This window comes from Streptomyces sp. PsTaAH-137 (assembly GCF_003259365.1).
Lineage (GTDB): Bacteria > Actinomycetota > Actinomycetes > Streptomycetales > Streptomycetaceae > Streptomyces.
In genome coordinates this window covers 70,336-89,561 of sequence record NZ_QLLY01000023.1, presented here as the reverse complement: position 1 = coordinate 89,561, position 19,226 = coordinate 70,336, and the positions used below count along the sequence as shown (strand labels likewise).

Annotated in this window: 17 protein-coding genes; 15 read left to right on the top strand and 2 right to left on the bottom strand. The window is 71.8% G+C overall.

Annotated features, from left to right (window positions below; all coding sequences use genetic code 11):
* The first annotated feature begins 2 nt into the window (after window positions 1–2).
* Both K377_RS35835 and K377_RS35830 read left to right on the top strand, forming a co-directional pair.
* Window positions 3–647 carry an amino acid ABC transporter permease gene (locus K377_RS35835; protein WP_111667803.1) on the top strand — a complete coding sequence of 215 codons (645 nt, stop codon included), beginning with the start codon at window positions 3–5 and terminating at the stop codon, window positions 645–647.
* Window positions 644–1,513 (top strand): amino acid ABC transporter permease, encoded by an 870-nt coding sequence (locus K377_RS35830; protein WP_111667802.1) that lies wholly within the window; start codon window positions 644–646, stop codon window positions 1,511–1,513. The genes K377_RS35835 and K377_RS35830 overlap by 4 nt, the downstream gene beginning before the upstream one ends.
* A 172-nt stretch (window positions 1,514–1,685) precedes the next feature.
* On the opposite strand, the gene K377_RS35825 is transcribed toward K377_RS35830, so the two are convergent.
* Window positions 1,686–2,459 carry a hypothetical protein gene (locus K377_RS35825; protein WP_181512733.1) on the bottom strand — a complete coding sequence of 258 codons (774 nt, stop codon included), beginning with the start codon at window positions 2,457–2,459 and terminating at the stop codon, window positions 1,686–1,688.
* Between the two features lie 103 nt (window positions 2,460–2,562).
* On the opposite strand from K377_RS35825, the gene ggt reads away from it, so the two are divergent.
* From ggt to K377_RS35805, 4 genes are all read left to right on the top strand, one after another.
* On the top strand, window positions 2,563–4,371 hold the full coding sequence (gene ggt / locus K377_RS35820; RefSeq protein ID WP_111667801.1) for a gamma-glutamyltransferase: 1,809 nt from the start codon (window positions 2,563–2,565) through the stop codon (window positions 4,369–4,371).
* 88 nt (window positions 4,372–4,459) lie between these two features.
* Entirely contained in the window at window positions 4,460–5,605 is a 1,146-nt protein-coding gene (locus K377_RS42530; protein WP_258395249.1) for a sensor histidine kinase, read from the top strand.
* Complete coding sequence (locus tag K377_RS35810) at window positions 5,602–6,264, top strand: response regulator transcription factor (RefSeq protein ID WP_111667800.1); 663 nt, start codon at window positions 5,602–5,604, stop codon at window positions 6,262–6,264. The genes K377_RS42530 and K377_RS35810 overlap by 4 nt, the downstream gene beginning before the upstream one ends.
* A 178-nt stretch (window positions 6,265–6,442) precedes the next feature.
* The gene (locus K377_RS35805; RefSeq protein WP_146614818.1) at window positions 6,443–7,378 is read left to right on the top strand and encodes an FKBP-type peptidyl-prolyl cis-trans isomerase; all 936 of its coding nucleotides are present in this window, start codon (window positions 6,443–6,445) and stop codon (window positions 7,376–7,378) included.
* Here K377_RS35805 and map read toward each other — a convergent pair.
* Window positions 7,375–8,142 (bottom strand): type I methionyl aminopeptidase, encoded by a 768-nt coding sequence (map, locus tag K377_RS35800; RefSeq protein WP_111667798.1) that lies wholly within the window; start codon window positions 8,140–8,142, stop codon window positions 7,375–7,377. The genes K377_RS35805 and map overlap by 4 nt on opposite strands.
* A gap of 88 nt (window positions 8,143–8,230) precedes the next feature.
* Here map and K377_RS35795 point away from each other — a divergent pair, with 88 nt between their 5' ends.
* From K377_RS35795 to K377_RS35755, 9 genes are all read left to right on the top strand, one after another.
* Entirely contained in the window at window positions 8,231–8,482 is a 252-nt protein-coding gene (locus K377_RS35795) for a helix-turn-helix domain-containing protein (RefSeq protein ID WP_111667797.1), read from the top strand.
* An 87-nt stretch (window positions 8,483–8,569) separates the two neighbouring features.
* A complete protein-coding gene (locus tag K377_RS35790) occupies window positions 8,570–9,883 on the top strand; it encodes a hypothetical protein (protein WP_181512732.1) in 1,314 nt (437 codons plus the stop codon).
* Window positions 9,884–10,049: 166 nt separating this feature from the next.
* On the top strand, window positions 10,050–10,892 hold the full coding sequence (locus K377_RS35785) for a nitrilase-related carbon-nitrogen hydrolase (protein WP_111667796.1): 843 nt from the start codon (window positions 10,050–10,052) through the stop codon (window positions 10,890–10,892).
* A gap of 71 nt (window positions 10,893–10,963) precedes the next feature.
* A complete protein-coding gene (locus tag K377_RS35780; protein ID WP_111667795.1) occupies window positions 10,964–12,241 on the top strand; it encodes an aspartate aminotransferase family protein in 1,278 nt (425 codons plus the stop codon).
* Window positions 12,242–12,385: 144 nt separating this feature from the next.
* Window positions 12,386–13,951, top strand: a complete 1,566-nt coding sequence (locus K377_RS35775; protein ID WP_111667794.1) for a PucR family transcriptional regulator ligand-binding domain-containing protein — start codon at window positions 12,386–12,388, stop codon at window positions 13,949–13,951.
* A 152-nt stretch (window positions 13,952–14,103) separates the two neighbouring features.
* Window positions 14,104–14,946: a nitrilase-related carbon-nitrogen hydrolase gene (locus K377_RS35770; RefSeq protein WP_111667793.1), complete on the top strand. Its 843-nt coding sequence runs from the start codon at window positions 14,104–14,106 to the stop codon at window positions 14,944–14,946.
* A 25-nt stretch (window positions 14,947–14,971) separates the two neighbouring features.
* Window positions 14,972–16,378 carry a dihydropyrimidinase gene (hydA, locus tag K377_RS35765; protein WP_111667792.1) on the top strand — a complete coding sequence of 469 codons (1,407 nt, stop codon included), beginning with the start codon at window positions 14,972–14,974 and terminating at the stop codon, window positions 16,376–16,378.
* Window positions 16,379–16,397: 19 nt separating this feature from the next.
* On the top strand, window positions 16,398–17,420 hold the full coding sequence (locus K377_RS35760; protein ID WP_111667791.1) for a TIGR03842 family LLM class F420-dependent oxidoreductase: 1,023 nt from the start codon (window positions 16,398–16,400) through the stop codon (window positions 17,418–17,420).
* Between the two features lie 120 nt (window positions 17,421–17,540).
* Window positions 17,541–19,061, top strand: a complete 1,521-nt coding sequence (locus tag K377_RS35755) for an NCS1 family nucleobase:cation symporter-1 (protein WP_111667790.1) — start codon at window positions 17,541–17,543, stop codon at window positions 19,059–19,061.
* The last annotated feature ends 165 nt before the right edge of the window (window positions 19,062–19,226 follow it).

The window sequence follows — 19,226 nt, the reverse complement described above, 5'->3', positions numbered from 1 at the left end:
CCATGAATGTCCTGACCGACAACTTCTCGACGTACTGGAAGGGCTTCCTCGGTACCGTCGAGCTCACCGTCTACGCCTCGGTCCTCGCGCTGGTGCTCGGCTTCGTGATGGCGTCGTTCCGCGTCGCGCCCGTCGGCTCCTTCCGCGCCTTCGGCACCGCCTGGGTCACCGTCCTGCGCAACACCCCGCTGACCCTGCTGTTCTTCGCGGTGCTGCTCGGCCTGCCGCGCTTCGGCCTGGTCCTGCCCTTCCAGCTGTTCGCGGTGCTCGCGCTGGGCTGCTACACCTCCGCGTTCATCTGCGAGGCGCTGCGCTCCGGCATCAACACCGTGCCCCGCGGCCAGGGCGAGGCGGCCCGCAGCCTCGGCATGACCTTCGGGCAGACGCTGACCACCGTGATCCTGCCGCAGGCCTTCCGGTCGGTGATCCCGCCGGTCGGCTCCACGCTGATCGCGCTCGCCAAGAACTCGGCCATCGCCGGCGCGTTCAGCGTCGTCGAACTGCTCGGCACGTACAAGACGCTCAGCGAACTCGGCTACAACATCATCTGGACGTTCGTCTGGATCGCGCTCGGCTACCTCATCATCACCCTCGCCATCAGCGCGCTCTTCAACGTCCTGGAAAAGCGCTGGGGAGTCGCCCGATGAAAGCACTCGACCACTCCGCCACCGCCCTCTACGACATCCCCGGGCCGAACACCGAGCGCCGCCACAAGATCTACGGGCTCATCTCCACCCTCATCGTGCTCGGGCTCGTCGCCTGGCTGCTGTACCTGCTCTTCGACACCGACCAGTTCACGGCCACCAAGTGGACGCCCTTCGAGTACAAGGGCATCCAGGAGCTGCTGCTGCGCGGCCTCGGGAACACGCTGAAGGCGTTCGCCATCTCGGCCGTGCTCTCCCTCGCGCTCGGCACCGTGCTCGCCGTCGGACGGCTCTCCGACCACAAGCCGGTGCGCTGGCTGGCCACGCTGTGCGTGGAGTTCTTCCGCGCCATGCCGGTCCTGGTGATGATCTTCTTCATCTACGTGGCCCTGAAGGTCGAGCCGCTGCCCGCCCTGGTCGCGGGCCTGACCCTCTACAACGGCTCCGTTCTCGCCGAGGTCTTCCGCTCCGGCATCAACTCCGTGGAGCGGGGCCAGCGCGAGGCCGCGTACGCCCTCGGCATGCGCAAGACGCAGGTCATGGCCTACGTGCTCGTACCGCAGGCCGTGCGGGCCATGCTGCCCGCCATCATCAGCCAGCTGGTGGTCGCGCTGAAGGACACCTCGCTCGGCTATCTGATCACCTATGAGGAGTTCCTCCACGCCGGGAAGCTGATCGCGTCGAACCTCGACTACGATTTGCCCTTCATCCCTGTGGTGATGGTGATCTCTCCGATCTACATCGGGATGTGCATGCTGTTGTCGTGGTTCGCCCAGTGGGTGGCCCGGCGGCAGCGGCGCAGTCCCAAGACCGAGGCCGCCGATGTCGCGCCGGCCGAACCAGGGACGCTGCTGCCGGGCCGGCAGTAGCCAGAGCATCGGCGGTTTCCGCCCAGCGACAGCCGGAGATCACTCCCCGCGCGTACGGGGAGAAGGTCAGCTGCGCCGGACGGGAGCGGGCCTGCTTGCCGAGGCCGAGCGGGCCCCTGTCGCATTCGTACGCGACGGGGGCACCGCTCCCTTGGTCCGTGGAGGTGTGTGCTTATTTGTTCGCGCGGTGCGTGCTGCGCGGCGGCGTCGCCGGTGCGGGCAGCGGAGTCTGCGCCGCCTTCGTGACATCCGCCACCAGCTCGACGACGTCCGGGCCGTAGGCGCCCGAGTTCACGACCTTCAGCAGCAGCACGAACGACCCGCCGCCGTACTTGCGCGCCAGCCGCTCGTGGTGCCGGGCCAGATAGCGGGTCGCGGCCTGATGGGTGATGGGCAGCTGCCCGCAGCAGAGGAACACCGGTCTCGCCTGCCCCGCGTCTCCCGCGTCCCCGGCGGTGAGCCGGGCCAGGACCACGTACTCGGCTCTGCCGGGCTCCAGGCGGTGGCGCTCGGTGCCGATCTGGAAGGCGCCGCGGTCCGGGCCCGGCTCGGGGTCGGTGTTGACCCGGATCCCGGGCAGCAGGCTCACCATGTGGGCCGCCATCCGCCGGTTGGACCCGGGCCCTCCGACACAGAACTCGGTGCGCTCGCCGAAGCCCTGCTGGGCCGTGTCGTGGGCGACGATCTGGGCGTGGGCGCCGCAGTCCTTGACGACGGCGGAGAGTTCGAGGAGGGCGAAGACGTCGTGCCGCTTCACCGTCAGCTCGGGACCGCCCGCGTCCCGGTTCACCACCAGCAGCGACTCGGAGTTGGCGGGCAGTCCGAAGAAGGTCTGCTTGCGGCGGAGCCTGCGCCGCCACAGTTGGGTACGGGCGACCCAGCCCAGCGCGACGCAGATGCCCGCCGCGACCAGGCCGAGGACGATGGTGCGCACGTCGTCAGTCATGGGGGCGCACTCTAGCCAACCGACGCACCGGTGTTCGAGGGGGTCCTGACGGGTGGCGGAAGTCAAGTTACGCTGCGCGAACCGCTGTTGACCGGAGGTACCGATGAGACGTTCAGTTGGGCGGAATCTGTCGTTGTGCGCGGTGGCGGCGAGCATGGTGGCCGTCGGCGCGGCGGCGCCGCCCTCCGCCGGAGCCGCTTCCGCCACGCCGAAGAAGCAGCCGGTGGCCGTCGGCTACGGCGGCGCCGTCGCGAGCGTCGACGCGGACGCCTCGGCCGCGGGCATCGAGGTCCTGCGCCACGGGGGCAACGCGGTGGACGCCGCCGTCGCCACCGCCGCAGCCCTCGGTGTCACGGAGCCCTATTCGTCGGGCGTGGGCGGTGGCGGCTACTTCGTCTACTACGACGCCAAGTCCCGCAAGGTCCACACGATCGACGGCCGGGAGACCGCGCCGCTGACCGCGGGATCCGACCTGTTCCTGGAGAACGGCAAGCCGCTCGCCTTCACCGACGCCGTGACCAGCGGGCTGAGCGTGGGCACGCCCGGCACCCCGGCGACCTGGCAGTCGGCGCTCGACGCCTGGGGCAGCCGACGGCTCGGCACGGTCCTGAAGCCCGCCGAGAAGCTGGCCCGCGACGGCTTCACCGTCGACGACACCTTCCGCTCGCAGACCGCGTCGAACGAGGCCCGCTTCCGCGACTTCCCCGACACGGCGCAGCTGTTCCTGCCGGGCGGACAGCTCCCGGTCGTCGGCTCCACCTTCAAGAACCCCGATCTGGCCCGCACCTACGCCCAGTTGGCCCGCGAGGGCATGGGCGCCGTCTATCGCGGTGACATCGGCGACGACATCGTCCGGACGGCCAACAAGCCGCCGGTCGATCCGGGTTCGGACTACGTGGCCCGGCCCGGCAAGCTCTCGGTGAAGGACCTGAAGGCGTACCGCGCCAAGTTCCAGGCCCCGTCGAAGACCTCATACCGCGGGCTCGGCGTCTACTCGATCGCGCCGTCCTCGTCCGGCGGCACCACTGTCGGCGAAGCGCTCAACATCCTGGAACGGAAGAACCTGTCGAAGGCGTCCGCCGTCCAGTACCTGCACCAGTACATCGAGGCCAGCCGGATCGCCTTCGCCGACCGGGGCCGCTGGGTCGGCGACCCGGCCTTCGAGGACGTACCCACCCGGCAGCTGCTGTCGCAGAAGTACGCCGACTCGCGGGCCTGCCTCATCAAGGACGACGCGGTGCTCACCAGCCCGGTGACACCCGGCGATCCGAAGCACCCGGGGAAGTGCGGCAAGGCCGGTGACAAGGCGGCGCCGACGACGTACGAGGGCGAGAACACCACGCACCTCACCACCGCCGACAAGTGGGGCAACGTCGTCTCCTACACCCTCACCATCGAGCAGACCGGCGGCAGCGGCATCACCGTGCCCGGCCGCGGCTTCCTGCTCAACAACGAGCTGACCGACTTCTCCTTCGCGCCGGCCAGTCCGGACGTGCACGACCCGAACCTGCCGGGCCCCGGCAAGCGGCCGCGCTCGTCGATCTCCCCGACGATCGTGCTCGACCGGCACAACCAGCCGGTCGTCGCCGTCGGTTCACCCGGTGGCGCCACCATCATCACCACCGTCCTCCAGACGCTCACCGGGTTCCTCGACCGCGGGCTGCCGCTCGTCGACGCCATCGCGGCGCCGCGCGCCAGCCAGCGCAACGCCGCGCAGACCGAGCTCGAACCGGGCCTGTACGACAGCGCGTTGCGGGCGAAGCTCGAAGCCATCGGGCACTCCTTCAAGCTGAACCCGGAGATCGGGGCCGCCACCGGTGTGCAGCGGCTCCCGGGCGGCAAGTGGCTCGCCGCCGCCGAGAAGGTGCGGCGCGGCGGGGGTTCCGCGATGGTGGTCAGTCCCGGCAAGTGACGGCCCGTACAACGCGGCGGACATCGGCCCACGGGATGCATCCCGTGGGCCGATGTGTGGATGACCGGGCCTTCGTAGGCTCACCGGTGTGAACACGACCTCCACCTCCCGTGGTGCCGCCTGGGGCGGCCTCGCCCTCTACCCGTTGGCCCTCTCCCTGGCCCTGTTCGGCTTCTCATGGGTCGCGCCCGAGGTGCGCGCCTTCGGTGTGGCCCTGTCGGCGGTGCTGCTCACGGGGGTGGTGCGCCGGACGCCGCTGGCGGGCCTGGTGCTGATCCTCCTCGGGACGCTGGTCGCCGCGTTCGTCCAGCCGAACGGCGGGTACTGGGGCGGTTCGCGGGAGGTGACCCTGCTGGCGTTCGCTTCGGCCGATGTGGCGCTCGGTTATCTGATCGCCACCCGGCCGAGGTGGCAGTGGTACACCGGGATCGGCCTCTCCTTCGTCGCCCAGACCGTCGGGATCGCCTCCCTGGCGCAGGCAGGCAACCTCGTCGGCGGTGTCGCCGTCGCCGTGCTCGCCCTGCTCGTCGCCTGCATGGTCGGACTGCTCGCGGGGGAGCGCCGCACCCACGCCGAGGCGCTGCGCACCCGGGCCGTCACCGAGGCCGTCACCGCCGAACGGCTGCGCATCGCGCGGGAGTTGCACGACATGGTGTCTCACAGCATCGGCGTCATCGCGATCCAGTCGGGCGTCGCCGCCCGGGTCGTCGAGTCTCGTCCGCGCGAGGCACGCGAGGCCCTGTCCGCGATCGAGGACACCAGCAGGGAGACTCTCGCCGGGCTGCGCCGCACCCTCGTCGCGCTGCGCGAGGCCGACCCGGACGGCTCCGACTCGCTCGCTCCGACCGCCGGACTCGGCGACCTCGACGCGCTCGCCGCCGCCACCGGCCGGGACGCGGGCGTCAGGGTCGACCTCGTGCGCACCGGCTCCGAGGGGCCGCTGCCGTCGGACATCGAGCTGGCCGCGTACCGCATCGTCCAGGAATCCCTCACCAACGTCGTCAAGCACGCCCACGTCGACGCCTGCCGGGTCGCCGTCCGCCGGAGCGACGACGCGCTCGTCCTGGAGATCACCGACGCGGGCACGGGCGGCTCGGCTACCGTCCCCGGTATGGGGATCACGGGGATGCGGGAGCGGGTGAGCCTGCTGCACGGCGAGTTCAGCGCGGGGCCGGAGCCGGAGGGCGGCTTCCGGGTCACGGCGCGCATACCGCTGCCGGAGGCGGGCCGATGACCGTGCGCGTCCTCCTCGTCGACGACCAGCCGCTCATCCGCTCCGGGCTGAGCGTCCTGATCGGCGAGACCGACGACCTGGAGGTGGCCGGCGAGGCGGGCGACGGTGCGGCGGCCGTCGAACTGGCCGCGTCGCTCCGGCCCGACGTGGTCGTCATGGACCTGCGAATGCCCGGCATGGACGGCATCGAGGCGACCCGGCGGATCATGGCGGGCGACAGCGGCAGCCGGGTGCTCGTCCTGACCACGTTCGACGAGGACGACTACGTGTACGGGGCGCTGCGGGCCGGCGCCGGGGGCTTCGCCCTCAAGGACATGCAGCTGGAGGACATCCTGGCCGCCGTGCGTGTGGTGGCGGCCGGGGACGCGCTCATCGCGCCCGGGGTGACCCGGCGGCTCATCGCGGACTTCGTGGGGCGGCCGGGGCCCGTCGCGGCCCGCCCGCAGCGCTCCGTCCTGGGGATCACCGAGCGCGAGCGCGAGGTGCTCACCCTGGTCGGGCTCGGCCGCTCGAACCAGGAGATCGCCGACGAGCTCGTCATCAGCATGGCCACCACCAAATCGCATGTGGCCCGCCTGTTCACCAAGCTGGACGCCCGCGACCGGGTGCAACTGGTGATCATCGCCTACGAGTTGGGGCTGGTGGCGCCGTCCGGGTGAGGGGGCGGGGCGGTCGTCGCGCAGGGAACGTCGCGACGGGCGCCCCGGGGGCTCCCGGCCGGGCGCCGTGCACCCATGGGGCGTAACGCGCCCGGTGTGTCGGACCGCGGGTGCGCCGTCGCGGCGCCCGGCACGGGGACGCTCCAGAGCGGCAACCCCACCCCACAGGAGGTCACCCGTGCCCCCGAGAACCGCCGTGCGCACCGGCGCCGCCCTCGTCCTGACCGCCCTCGCGGCCGTCGCCTGCGCCGCTCAGGAACCGGAGAACGTCCCCCGGGTCACGGGCCCCCTCGGCACCCGGCCCACCATCACCGTCCCGGACCTGCCCGCGCCCGAGGGGGCCCGGACGACGGTGCTGCGCGACGGCACCGGGCCCGCCGTGCGGAAGGGGCAGGTCGCGGTCACCGACGTGGAGATGAGGAGCTGGGAGGACGGCAAGGGACTCCTGTCGTCCTGGCGCCTGACCCAGCCGCGCACGGTCCGCTTCGACGGCGGCAGCGCCGCGCGCACCTGGGAGCAGGCCCTCGTCGGCCGCAAAGGGGGCAGCCGGGTGCTCACGGTGACGCCCGCGGAGAAGGGCGGCGACCACATGATCGCCGTGTTCGACCTGATCGGCGGCTACGACCTCGATCAGCGGGTCCCCGTCACCGACGGCGGCACGCCGGGCTCCGGGGCGGCGGGCGCGGGGATGCCGGTCGTCGAGTTCCCCGACGGCGCCCCGCCCCGGGTCGTCGACTGGGGCGGGGGCACACCGCGCAGGCTGCACGTCCGTACCACCGTCGAGGGCAAGGGGCCGGCGGTGCAGGACGGCGACGTCGCCGTCGTGAACTACCTCGGCTGGCAGTGGGGGAAGGCCAGGCCGTTCCGCTGCACGTACGGGGCGAGCGGCCCCGACGGCATGGTCGTCGGCCGGGGGACGGCACTGCCCGGGATGTACGAGGCGCTGAGGGGCGTCCGCGTGGGCAGCCGCCTCCAGATCGCCGTACCGGCCGACTACTGGCCCGGCTTCACCGCGACCCGGGGCGGCCTGGCCCAGCCGCAGCACGCGGCCGTCCTCTACACGGTGGACGTCCTCGACCGGCAGGACCGCCCCTTCGTCCCGCCCGCTCCCTAGAGAGCCGTCAGGATGCGCGGCCCCGCGTCGGTGATCCCCACCGTGTGCTCGGCGTGGGCGGCGCGCGAGCCGTCGTTCGTCCGCAGGGCCCAGCCGTCCGGTGCCTCGTGGTAGTCGTCCTTGCCGCCGCCGATCAGCATCGGCTCGATGGCGAGGACCATGCCGTGCCGCAGCACCATGCCGCGGCCCTGCCGTCCTTCGTTCGGCACGCCCGGGTCCTCGTGCATCTGCCGCCCGATGCCGTGCCCGCCGAAGTCCTGCGGGATGCCGTACCCGGCGGTGCGGCAGAGCCGGCCGACGGCGTGCGCGATGTCGCCGATGCGGTTGCCCACTACGGCCGCCTCGATCCCCGCGGCCAGGGCCCGCTCGGCGGTCTCGACGAGCGTCACGTCCTCCGGGCGTGCCCGGCCCACGACGAAGCTGATCGCCGAGTCGCCCGCCCAGCCGTCGAGCAGGGCGCCGCAGTCGATCGAGACCAGGTCGCCGTCGCGCAGCCGGTCCGCGGTCGGGATGCCGTGCACGATCGCGTCGTTCACGGACGCGCAGATCACCGCCGGGAACGGGGTCGTCGCGAACGTGGGCTGGTAATGCAGGAAGGGCGATCCCGCGCCCGCCTTGCGCAGCACCTCGCGCGCCACCTCGTCCAGCTCCAGCAGGCTCACGCCCACGGCGGCGTGGTCCCGCACCGCGGTCAGCGCCTGGGCCACGACGCGGCCCGCCTCACGCATCGCGTCCATCTGTGTGTCTGTCTTGAGTTCGACCATGCCAATAACTATACCGGTATTTCTATCCGGTACGGAAACCCGGTACAGGAATCCGGTATAGGAATCGGATCGTGGGTAGACTGGCGCCATGGTCCGAACCCCCTTGACCCCCGAAGAGCGCGAGCGCGGCGAGCGGCTCGGCCGGCTGCTGCGCGAGGCGCGGCGCGAGCGCAGCATGACGGAGGTCGCCGCGGGTGCGGGCGTCTCCGTCGAGACGCTGCGCAAGATCGAGACCGGGCGCGCCCCGACCCCGGCCTTCTTCACCATTGCCGCCGTCGCCCGTGAGCTGGGCCTGTCCATGGACGAGCTGGTGGTGCGCTGCGCGCTGGTGCCCGCCTGAAAAGTGCGCGTAGCGGCCCCGTAACACGCCGGGTGTTTCCTTCCGGAGCGACAGGCTCCAGGGGGCGCGACGATCGGCGGGGCGCACGTGACGGAAACGACGGACGCGGTACAACTGGCAGTGCCGTGCAGGGAGTTCGCGGCGTATCTGCGCGGACTCGTGACCCGGATCGACCGGGGGACCGGCTGGTTCGGCGTCTTCTGGCAGCGTGATCCCGAGGGGCTGCGCGCCTGCCTCGACGGCGCCGAGGTGCCGCCCTGGGACGTGGTCGAGGCACTGCTCCAGGACGTCGCCGCGCGCTACGGCCCGGACCGCGCCGAGCACGAGAGCGCCGACGCCCGCGCCCTGCACCGCGCGGCCGTGCGCGCCCATGACGCGGCCCCGGGCGGCCGGGACGCGCTGCTCGCCCACCTCGACGCCATGACGCGCGAGCAGCGCCACGCCACCGAACGCCGCCGCGATCTGGGCCGCCTCCTCGACTCCGCCAGCACGTACGAACAGGCCGAGTCGGTGCGCCGGGACCTCGCCTGGGTGCGGGACGACCATGACCGGGCGACCGCACGCATCGCCGAACTCCGTTACAGGCTCGACGATTTGGGGCGTGCGCCGACGCGGCCCGAGCCGCGTCCCGAGACCCCGTCGCAGGGTGAGGTCGAGCCCGCCGCCACCCCCAAGCCCGCCAAGTCCAAGAAGCGCCGCCCCCGGGGCAGTGCCCGCTTCGCCGGCCTCGACGCCGAGGTCGTCGAGGCGGAGGACCGCCCCGACCGGGACGCGCCGCTCCCGGCGGCCCCCGCGGCAGCCACCGGCGCCCGCTTCGCCGGAGCGCGGGACGAGGCCGCGCCCGCCCCGCGCACCCGGCGGTCCCTCGACGACGCCGCCCACGAGGACATCACCGCCACCGTCGGCACCCTGCTCGAACTGCGTGCCGCCGCGCGCAGCGGTGAGGCGCACATCCTCCTCGTGGAGGCCGCCAACTGGCCCGCCGCCCGACTGCCGTTGCTCGCCGCCGAGCTGCACCGGGCCGGGCTCGGCGCCGACTGGGCCACGCTGCTCTGGGAGGCCGCTTCGCTTCCCCCGGCCCGCCTCGTCGACGCCGCGGACGCCCTCGCGGCGGCGGGACGCGGCGCCGACGGACACCAGGTGCTGCGGCAGGGCGTGGGCCGCCCGCCCGAGGTGATCGGCGCGGCCGTCGCCGGGCTCGACGCCGACGGACGCCACCGCGAGGCCCGGATCCTGCTCGACGCCTATGTGCGCACCCGCACCCCCGAGGAGGCGGCCCGCAGCGCCCTGTGCGACCCCGGCCGCCTCGTCCCGCTGGTGCTCGACGCGGCCCGCGCCGTCACCGACGAACGCCACCGCGACGTGCTGCACGCGCTGCGGCTGGCGGGACACGCGGCCTGAGCCGGACGCCACCCCGCGGCCCCGCGCCGCTGACCCGCCCGGCTGAGAAACGAGATCGATCCAGCGGGTTAACGACGATGGTCTTGGCAAGCCTCCCGGGTGGGCTTACGTTCGTCCCTCTACGACCCGGTCTACGGGCGTAGAGGATCAGGCAAAGGAGCGGCTCATGGCCCCCGTCGTACGCGCCGCACTCGTCCAGGCCACCTGGACGGGCGACACCGAATCCATGATCGCCAAGCATGAGGAGCACGCCCGCGAGGCGGCCCGGCAGGGCGCGCGGATCATCGGCTTCCAGGAAGTCTTCAACGCCCCCTACTTCTGCCAGGTCCAGGAGGCGGAGCACTACCGCTGGGCCGAACCCGTCCCGGACGGGCCGACCGTGACCCGGATGCGGGAACTCGCCCGCGAGACCGGCATGGTCGTCGTGGTCCCCGTCTTCGAGGTCGAGCAGTCCGGCTTCTACTTCAACACCGCCGCCGTGATCGACGCCGACGGCAGCTACCTCGGCAAGTACCGCAAGCACCACATCCCGCAGGTCAAGGGCTTCTGGGAGAAGTACTACTTCAAGCCGGGGAACCTGGGCTGGCCGGTCTTCGACACCGCCGTCGGCCGGGTCGGCGTCTACATCTGCTACGACCGCCACTTCCCGGAGGGCTGGCGGCAGTTGGGCCTGAACGGCGCCCAGCTCGTCTACAACCCCTCCGCCACCTCGCGCGGCCTCTCCGCCTACCTGTGGCAGCTGGAACAGCCCGCGGCCGCCGTCGCCAACGAGTACTTCGTCGCCGCCATCAACCGCGTCGGCGTCGAGGAGTACGGGGACAACGACTTCTACGGCACCTCCTACTTCGTCGACCCGCGCGGACAGCTCGTCGGCGACGCCGCGAGCGACAAGACCGAGGAACTTCTCGTCCGGGATCTGGACCTCGGCCTCATCGACGAGGTACGGCAGCAGTGGGCGTTCTACCGCGACCGCCGCCCCGACGCCTACGAGGGCCTCGTCCAGCCGTGAGCCGAGCCCCCCGGTGAACCCGTGCCCCGCGCACCTGCCCGAGCCGTGATCGACGAAGGGATGCCGCACCCGTGAACACCACCTCCCTGCACGCCCGTCATCGCGCCGTCCTGCCGGACTGGCTGGCCCTCTACTACGCCGACCCGATCGAGCTGACGCACGGCGAGGGCCGCCACGTCTGGGACGCCGAGGGGCGCAAGTACCTCGACTTCTTCGGCGGCATCCTCACCACGATGACCGCGCACGCCCTGCCCGAGGTGACGAAGGCGGTCGCCGAGCAGGCGTCCCGGATCATCCACTCCTCGACCCTCTACCTCAACCGGCCGATGGTCGAACTCGCCGAGCGCGTGGCCCAGTTGTCCGGCATCCCGGACGCCCGCGTCTTCTTCACCACGTCGGGCACGGAGGCCAACGACACGGCGCTGATGCTCGCCACCGCGTACCGCCGCTCGAACCAGATCCTGGCGATGCGCAACAGCTACCACGGCCGTTCCTTCTCGGCGATCGGCATCACCGGCAACAAGGGCTGGTCCCCGACGAGCCTGTCCCCGCTCCAGACCCTCTACGTCCATGGGGGCGTCCGAGGCCGCGGACCGTACGCGGCGCTGTCCGACGCCGAGTTCACCGACGCCTGCGTCGCCGACCTGCGCGACATGCTCGGCCAGACCCGCGGTGACGTGGCGGCGCTGATCGCCGAGCCGATCCAGGGCGTCGGCGGGTTCACCTCCCCGCCCGACGGCCTCTACGCCCGCTTCCGCGAGGTGCTGCGCGAGCACGGCATCCTGTGGATCTCCGACGAGGTGCAGACCGGCTGGGGCCGCACCGGCGACCACTTCTGGGGCTGGCAGGCGCACGAGCAGGCCGGCCCGCCCGACCTCCTCACCTTCGCCAAGGGCATCGGCAACGGCATGTCGATCGGCGGTGTCGTCGCCCGCGCCGACGTCATGAACTGCCTCGACGCCAACTCCATCTCCACCTTCGGCGGCTCCCCGGTCACCATGGCCGCCGGCCTCGCCAACCTCTCCTACCTCCTGGAACACGACCTCCAGGGCAACGCCCGCCGCGTCGGCGGCCTCCTCATCGAACGGCTGCGCGCCATCGCGGCCCACGTCCCCGCCGTACGGGACGTGCGCGGCCGGGGCCTGATGATCGGCGTGGAGCTCGACGACCCGACCCGCGAGGTCGCCGCGTCGGTCCTGGAGTCCTGCCGCGAGGCGGGCCTCCTCATCGGCAAGGGCGGCGGCCACGACACCAGCGTCCTGCGCATCGCCCCGCCGTTGTCCTTGACGGTGGCGGAGGCGGAGGAGGGCGCGTCGATCCTGGAGACGGCGCTGCGGATCGTCTCATAGGGGCGAGGGCGGATGCGCCCCGTAAGGGGCGCGGGACTGTGTCCAATATGCGGCTCCGCCGCGTGGGCGCGAGCAACCACGACGAACCCGCACACGGCAGACAAGCAACGCCCCAACGGCGCGCATCCGCACAAGGGAGGCCTCATGCCGACCACCGCACCCGGCACCGAACACGCCCTGTCCGTCCGCCAGATACTCGCCCTGGAACGCATCGCGGCCGGCGAACCGGAGGTCGTCGCGGCAGCGCACCACCTCGACCGCCCCGTCCGCTGGGTCCACGTGGCGGAAGCCGCGGACGTCGGCGTCATGCTCACCGGCGGCGAGATGATCCTCACCACCGGCGTCCTGCTCACGCGCGACGCGCACACGCAGACCGAGTACATCAGGTCCCTGCACCGCGCGGAGGCATCGGCCCTGGTCCTCGGCCTCGGCCGGGCCTTCCCGTCCCCGCCGGAGGACATGCGGCGCGCCGCCGAGCGCTACGGCCTGCCCATGGTCGTCCTGCACCGCCCGTTCCCCTTCGCCGAACTCACCGAGGAGGTCCAATCCCGCCTGGTCCGGCGGAAGTTCGCGGCCGTCAGTCTCTCCGAGGGCATCCGCACCGCCCTCACCGGCCTGATCACGGCGGGCGCCCCGCTCCAGGCCCTGCTCGACGAGGTCGCCGCGCACAGCGGCTGCCCGGTGCTCGTCACCAACCTCGCCCACCGCGTCCTCGCCACCGCGGGGGAGCGGTCCGCCGTCGACGACGTGCTGCGCGACTGGGAGCGGATCGCCCGGCAGCCGGGCGGCGTCGACGGTGAGGGCTGGCTCCGCGCCGACCTCGGCGGACGCGGCGAACGCTGGGGCTCCGTCGTCCTGTGCGGCTACCGCGGCGACGGCGCCACCGGCCGCCTCCTCGCCGACCGCGCCGCCGAGGCCCTGGTCCTGCACCACATGCTCGCCGGGCCGGGCACCGCGACCTGGGAGGAGCAGTCCGCGCGGTGCCTGCTGACCGACCTGATCTCGGGCACGGCCCCGGCCCGCCACTTCCTGCCCCGCGCCCGCGCGGCGGGCCTCCCCGTCAACCGCCGTACCTTCGTCCCCCTCGTCGTCCGCGACCGCACCGCCGCCCAACTCGACCGCGTGGTACGGCTCCTGGGCCTGTCCGCGCTGGTCGCCGAACTCGCCGACGGCGCCACCGCCGTCCTCCTCAGCCTCGCCCGCGACCAGGCCGCCGAGCCCCTCACCGCCCACTTCGCCGCCCGGCTGCACGCCGAGACCGGCGAGCCCGCCGTGATCGCCGCCGGGCCCGACCGCACCACCTGGGACGAGGTGCCCGCCGCCCTCCAGGAGGCCCTGCACGTCGCCGACGCCGTCGCCGGAGCGGCATCGTCGTCCGGCCTGCCCGCCGTCGTCCGCCTCGGCGACGTACGGCTGCGCGGCCTGATGCGGCTGCTGCGCGACGACCCGCGCGTCCAGTCGTTCGCCGAGCGGGAGCTGGACGGCCTGCTGTACGCGGACGACACCGACGCCCTGCTGCCGGTCCTGCGCACCTACCTCGCCACCGGCCGCAACAAGTCCCGTACCGCCCAGCTCCACCACATGAGCCGCCCCGCCCTCTACCGCCGCCTCGAAGCCATCGAGACGCTGCTCGGCATCGACCTCGACGACTTCGAACAGGCCGCGTCCGTGCACATCGCGCTCCTCGCGCACGACGCACAGCAGGCGTGACACGGTGGAACGACACGCGGCGGCGGACGTGACACGGTGGAACGACACGCGGCGGCGGACGTGACACGGTGCAACTCGGCGGCGGCGCCCCGCCTTCCTATCGTCGTGGGCACACCCGACCCGCTGAGCATCCCGCCACGCAGGAGGCCCTGATGAGCCCCGTGATCCGCGCCGCGATCTTCCAGACCGCATGGACCGGCGACAAGGAATCCATGATCAAGGTGCACGAGCAGGCCGTTCGTGACGCCGCCGCGCAGGGCGCCCAGGTCCTGTGCTTCCAGGAACTGTTCTACGGCCCGTACTTCTGCCAGGTGCAGGACCCCGAGTTCTACGCGTACGCCGAGGCCGTCCCCGAGGGCCCCATCGTCCGCCGCTTCCAGGACCTGGCCCGCGAGCACGGCATCGTCCTCGTCCTGCCCATGTACGAGGAGGAGCAGCCGGGCGTCCTCTACAACACCGCCGCCGTCATCGACGCCGACGGCAGCTACCTCGGCAAGTACCGCAAGACGCACATCCCACAGGTGAAGGGCTTCTGGGAGAAGTTCTACTTCCGGCCGGGCAACAGCGGCTGGCCCGTCTTCGACACCGCCGTCGGCAGGATCGGTGTCTACATCTGCTACGACCGGCACTTCCCCGAGGGCTGGCGCGCGCTCGGGCTCGAAGGCGCCCAGATCGTCTTCAACCCCTCGGCCACCTCGCGCGGCCTGTCCCGCTACCTGTGGCAGCTGGAGCAGCCGGCGGCGGCCGTCGCCAACGAGTACTTCGTCGGCGCCATCAACCGCGTCGGCGTCGAGGAGTACGGCGACAACGACTTCTACGGCACGTCCTACTTCGTCGACCCCGAGGGCCAGTTCGTCGGAGAGGTCGCCGACGACAAGGCGCCCGAACTCGTCGTCCGCGACCTCGACATGGCCAAGCTGCGCGAGGTCCGCGACCGCTGGCAGTTCTACCGGGACCGCGCCCCGCAGGCGTACGAGCCCCTGACCCGCCCGTAGTTCCCGCACGTACCTGGAGGAGCACATGAGCGCCGTCCGTACCGTCATCCGCGGCGGTCTCGTCGTCACCGCCGCCGACGAGATGCACGCCGACGTCCTCGTGGAGGACGGCCGCGTCGTGGCCCTCGCGGCCAGCGGCAGCGACACCGCCGCGTCCTGGACGGACGCGCGCACCCTCGACGCGAGCCAGAAGTACGTCATCCCGGGCGGCGTCGACGCGCACACCCACATGGAGATGCCGTTCGGCGGCACGTTCGCCGCGGACACCTTCGAGACGGGGACGCGGGCCGCCGCCTGGGGCGGCACCACCACCATCGTCGACTTCGCGATCCAGTCCAAGGGCCGCAGCCTGCGCGAGGGCCTGGACGCCTGGTACGCCAAGGCCGACGGGCAGTGCGCCGTCGACTACGGCTTCCACATGATCGTCTCCGACGTGAACGACGACACGCTCAAGGAGATGGACCTGCTGGTGGGGGAGGGGGTCACCTCCTTCAAGCAGTTCATGGCCTACCCGGGCGTCTTCTACAGCGACGACGGCCAGATCCTGCGCGCCATGCAGCGCGCCGGCGAGAACGGCGGGCTGATCATGATGCACGCCGAGAACGGCATCGCGATCGACGTCCTCGTCGAGCAGGCCCTCGCCCGCGGCGAGACCGACCCGCGCTTCCACGGCGAGGTCAGGAAGGCCCTCCTCGAAGCCGAGGCCACGCACCGCGCGATCAAGCTGGCGCAGGTGGCCGGGGCGCCGCTGTACGTCGTCCACGTCTCGGCGCGGGAAGCCCTCGCCGAGCTGGCGCGCGCCCGCGACGAGGGCCTGAACGTCTTCGGCGAGACCTGCCCGCAGTACCTGTTCCTGTCCACCGACAACCTCGCCGAGCCCGACTTCGAGGGCGCCAAGTACGTGTGCAGCACCCCGCTGCGCCCCAAGGACCACCAGGCCGCGCTCTGGCGCGGCCTGCGCACCAACGACCTCCAGGTGGTCTCCACCGATCACTGCCCGTTCTGCTTCACCGGCCAGAAGGAGCTGGGCCGCGGCGACTTCTCGAAGATCCCGAACGGGATGCCGGGCGTCGAGAACCGGATGGACCTCCTGCACCAGGCGGTCGTCGACGGGCACCTCTCGCGCCGCCGCTGGATCGAGATCGCCTGCGCGACCCCGGCCCGGATGTTCGGCCTGTACCCGAAGAAGGGCACGATCGCGCCCGGCGCCGACGCGGACATCGTCATCTACGACCCGCGCGCCGAGCAGACCGTCAGCGCCGAGACCCACCACATGAACGTCGACTACTCCGCGTACGAGGGCAAGCGCCTGACCGGACGCGTGGAGACGGTGCTCTCGCGCGGCGAACTCGTCATCACCGACCGGGAGTTCACGGGCCGCGCCGGGCACGGCACGTACACCCCCCGCTCCACCTGTCAGTACCTGAACTGAGCAAGTGAGGGATCACATCATGGACTTCGGACTCGTTCTGCAGACCGACCCGCCGGCCTCCGGGGTCGTGGAGCTGATGAAGCGGGCGGAGGGCGCCGGGTTCACGTACGGGTGGACGTTCGACTCGTGCGTGCTCTGGCAGGAGCCGTTCGTCATCTACAGCCGGATCCTCGCCGAGACGGAGCGGCTGATCGTCGGCCCGATGGTGACCAACCCGGGCACCCGCACCTGGGAGGTCACCGCCTCCACGTTCGCGACCCTCAACGACATGTACGGCAACCGGACGGTGTGCGGCATCGGGCGCGGCGACTCCGCGATGCGCGTCGCGGGCCGCACCCCGAACACCCTCGCGCGGATCAGCGGCGCGATGAAGGTGATCCGGGCGCTCGGCCGGGGCGACGAGGCCGACCTCGGCGGCGGCGCGGTCGTGCGGTTCCCGTGGGTGCGCCCCGGCGCCGAACTGCCCGTCTGGATGGCGGCGTACGGGCCGAAGGCGCTGAAGATGACCGGCGAGGAGGCCGACGGCTTCATCCTCCAGCTCGCCGACCCGTTCCTCACGGAGTGGATGGTCAAGGCGGTGCGGGACGCGGCGGTCGCGGCCGGCCGGAACCCGGCGGACGTGAAGATCTGCGTCGCCGCACCCGCGTACGTCACCGACGACGACTCGCCCGAGGCCCTCGCCCACGCCCGCGAGCAGTGCCGCTGGTTCGGCGGGATGGTCGGCAACCACGTCGCCGACCTGGTCTCCAAGTACGGTGCGCACTCCGGCATGGTGCCGGACGAGCTGACGGACTACATCAAGTCCCGCGAGGGCTACGACTACGCGCACCACGGCCGCTCCGGCAACCCCGACACCCAGTTCGTCCCGGACGAGATCGTCGACCGGTTCTGTCTCATCGGCCCGGTGTCCGCGCAGGTGGAGAAGCTGCGCGCGCTGCGCGAGCTCGGCGTCGACCAGTTCGCGCTGTACGCGATGCACGACGCGAAGGAGAAGGCGATCGACGCGTACGGGCAGGACATCATCCCCGCGCTGGCCGCATGACAGCGCCCGTTCCCTTACCCCCACGTTCACCCCTGAGTTCAACCACCCCACACAGTACGGCAGTTCACGGCTTCCGCACGGCCGCAACCCCTCGTTCACCTCCCTAGAACGGACTGCCTCATGACCGACATAGCCCCACCACCGCGGCCCGCGGTGGAACTGTCCGCCGACGCCTATCCCGCCGACAGCCGCTACGCCAACGACGATCTGCGCCCGGTACCGCTCGCCGAGCGCCGCTGGACGACGTACAACTTCGTGGCCCTGTGGATCGGCATGGCCCACTGCATCCCGTCCTGGACGCTGGCCTCGGGCCTTGTGGCGCTGGGCATGGACTGGAAGCAGGCGGTGCTGACCATCGCCCTCGCCAACGTCATCGTGCTGCTGCCGATGCTGCTCACCGGGCACGCGGGGCCCAAGTACGGCATCCCCTTCCCGGTCCTCGCGCGGGCGTCGTTCGGGGTGCGGGGCGCGAATCTGCCGGCCATGGTGCGGGCGGCGGTGGCCTGCTGCTGGTTCGGCATCCAGACGTGGATCGGCGGCCAGGGCATCTTCGTGCTGCTGGGCAAGCTGTTCGGCGGCTGGGCGGACGCGGGGAAGGTCGGCGGCTACCCGTGGACGCTGTGGCTGTGTTTCGTCATCTTCTGGGTCCTCGAACTGGCCATCATCTACCGGGGGATGGACACCCTGCGCCGCTTCGAGAACTGGGCCGCGCCGTTCGTCCTCGTCGGCGCGCTGGTGCTGCTGATCTGGATCGCGAACAAGGCGGGCGGGTTCGGTCCGCTGCTGCACGAGCCGTCGAAGGTCGGCTGGGGCCCGGACTTCTGGAAGGTCTTCTTCCCGGGCCTGATGGGCATGATCGGCTTCTGGTCGACGCTGTCGCTGAACATCCCGGACTTCACGCGCTTCGGGAAGGGGCAGAGAGCGCAGGTCCTCGGACAGACACTCGGGTTGCCCACGACCATGACGCTCTTCGCTCTGATGTCGGTGCTGGTGACGGCCGGTTCCGAGAAGGTGTACGGCGTCGCCATCTGGGACCCGGTCGCGCTGGCCGGAAAGACCGACAACGTCTTCGGGCTGCTGTTCGCGCTCATCACGGTGTTCGTGGCGACGATCTCCGTGAACATCGCGGCCAACGTCGTCTCGCCCGCCTACGACCTCGCGAACCTCGCGCCGAAGCTCATCAACTTCCGTACGGGCGCCATCATCACCGGCATCGTGGGCGTCCTGGTGATGCCGTGGAAGCTGACCTCGACGCCCGAGCTGTACATCTTCACCTGGCTCGGCGTCGTGGGCGGACTGCTCGGCACGGTCGCGGGCATCCTCATCGCGGACTACTGGATCGTGCGCAGGACCGTGCTGCACCTGCACGACCTGTACGTGGAGGGCGGCCGGTACTGGTACTCCGGCGGCTGGAACTGGCGGGCCGTCGTCGCCTTCGTGGTGGGCGGCCTGCTGGCCGTCGGCGGGTCGTACTCGACCCTCGACGCGAAGGGCGACAAGGCCGGACCGTTCCCGGTGGACGGCATCATCCCGTTCCTGAAGCCACTGGCCGACTACGGGTGGGCCGTCGGGCTCGGGGCCTCGCTGATCGTGTACGTCGCGCTGATGGCGGGCGGGCGACGGCAAGCGGCCCGAGTGTGACCTGAAGCACAGCCCCCGTGCGGCCCGCCGCCGTCGCGCAGGAGCCGGGCAGGTGTCGACACGCGCAGCGCGCAGAGCACCCAACACGGCTGCAAGCAGGGAGATTTGACGAGACGTGGGAGGCCGGCGCCGGTCTCCCACGTCGTACGTTCCCGGCACGGGCGA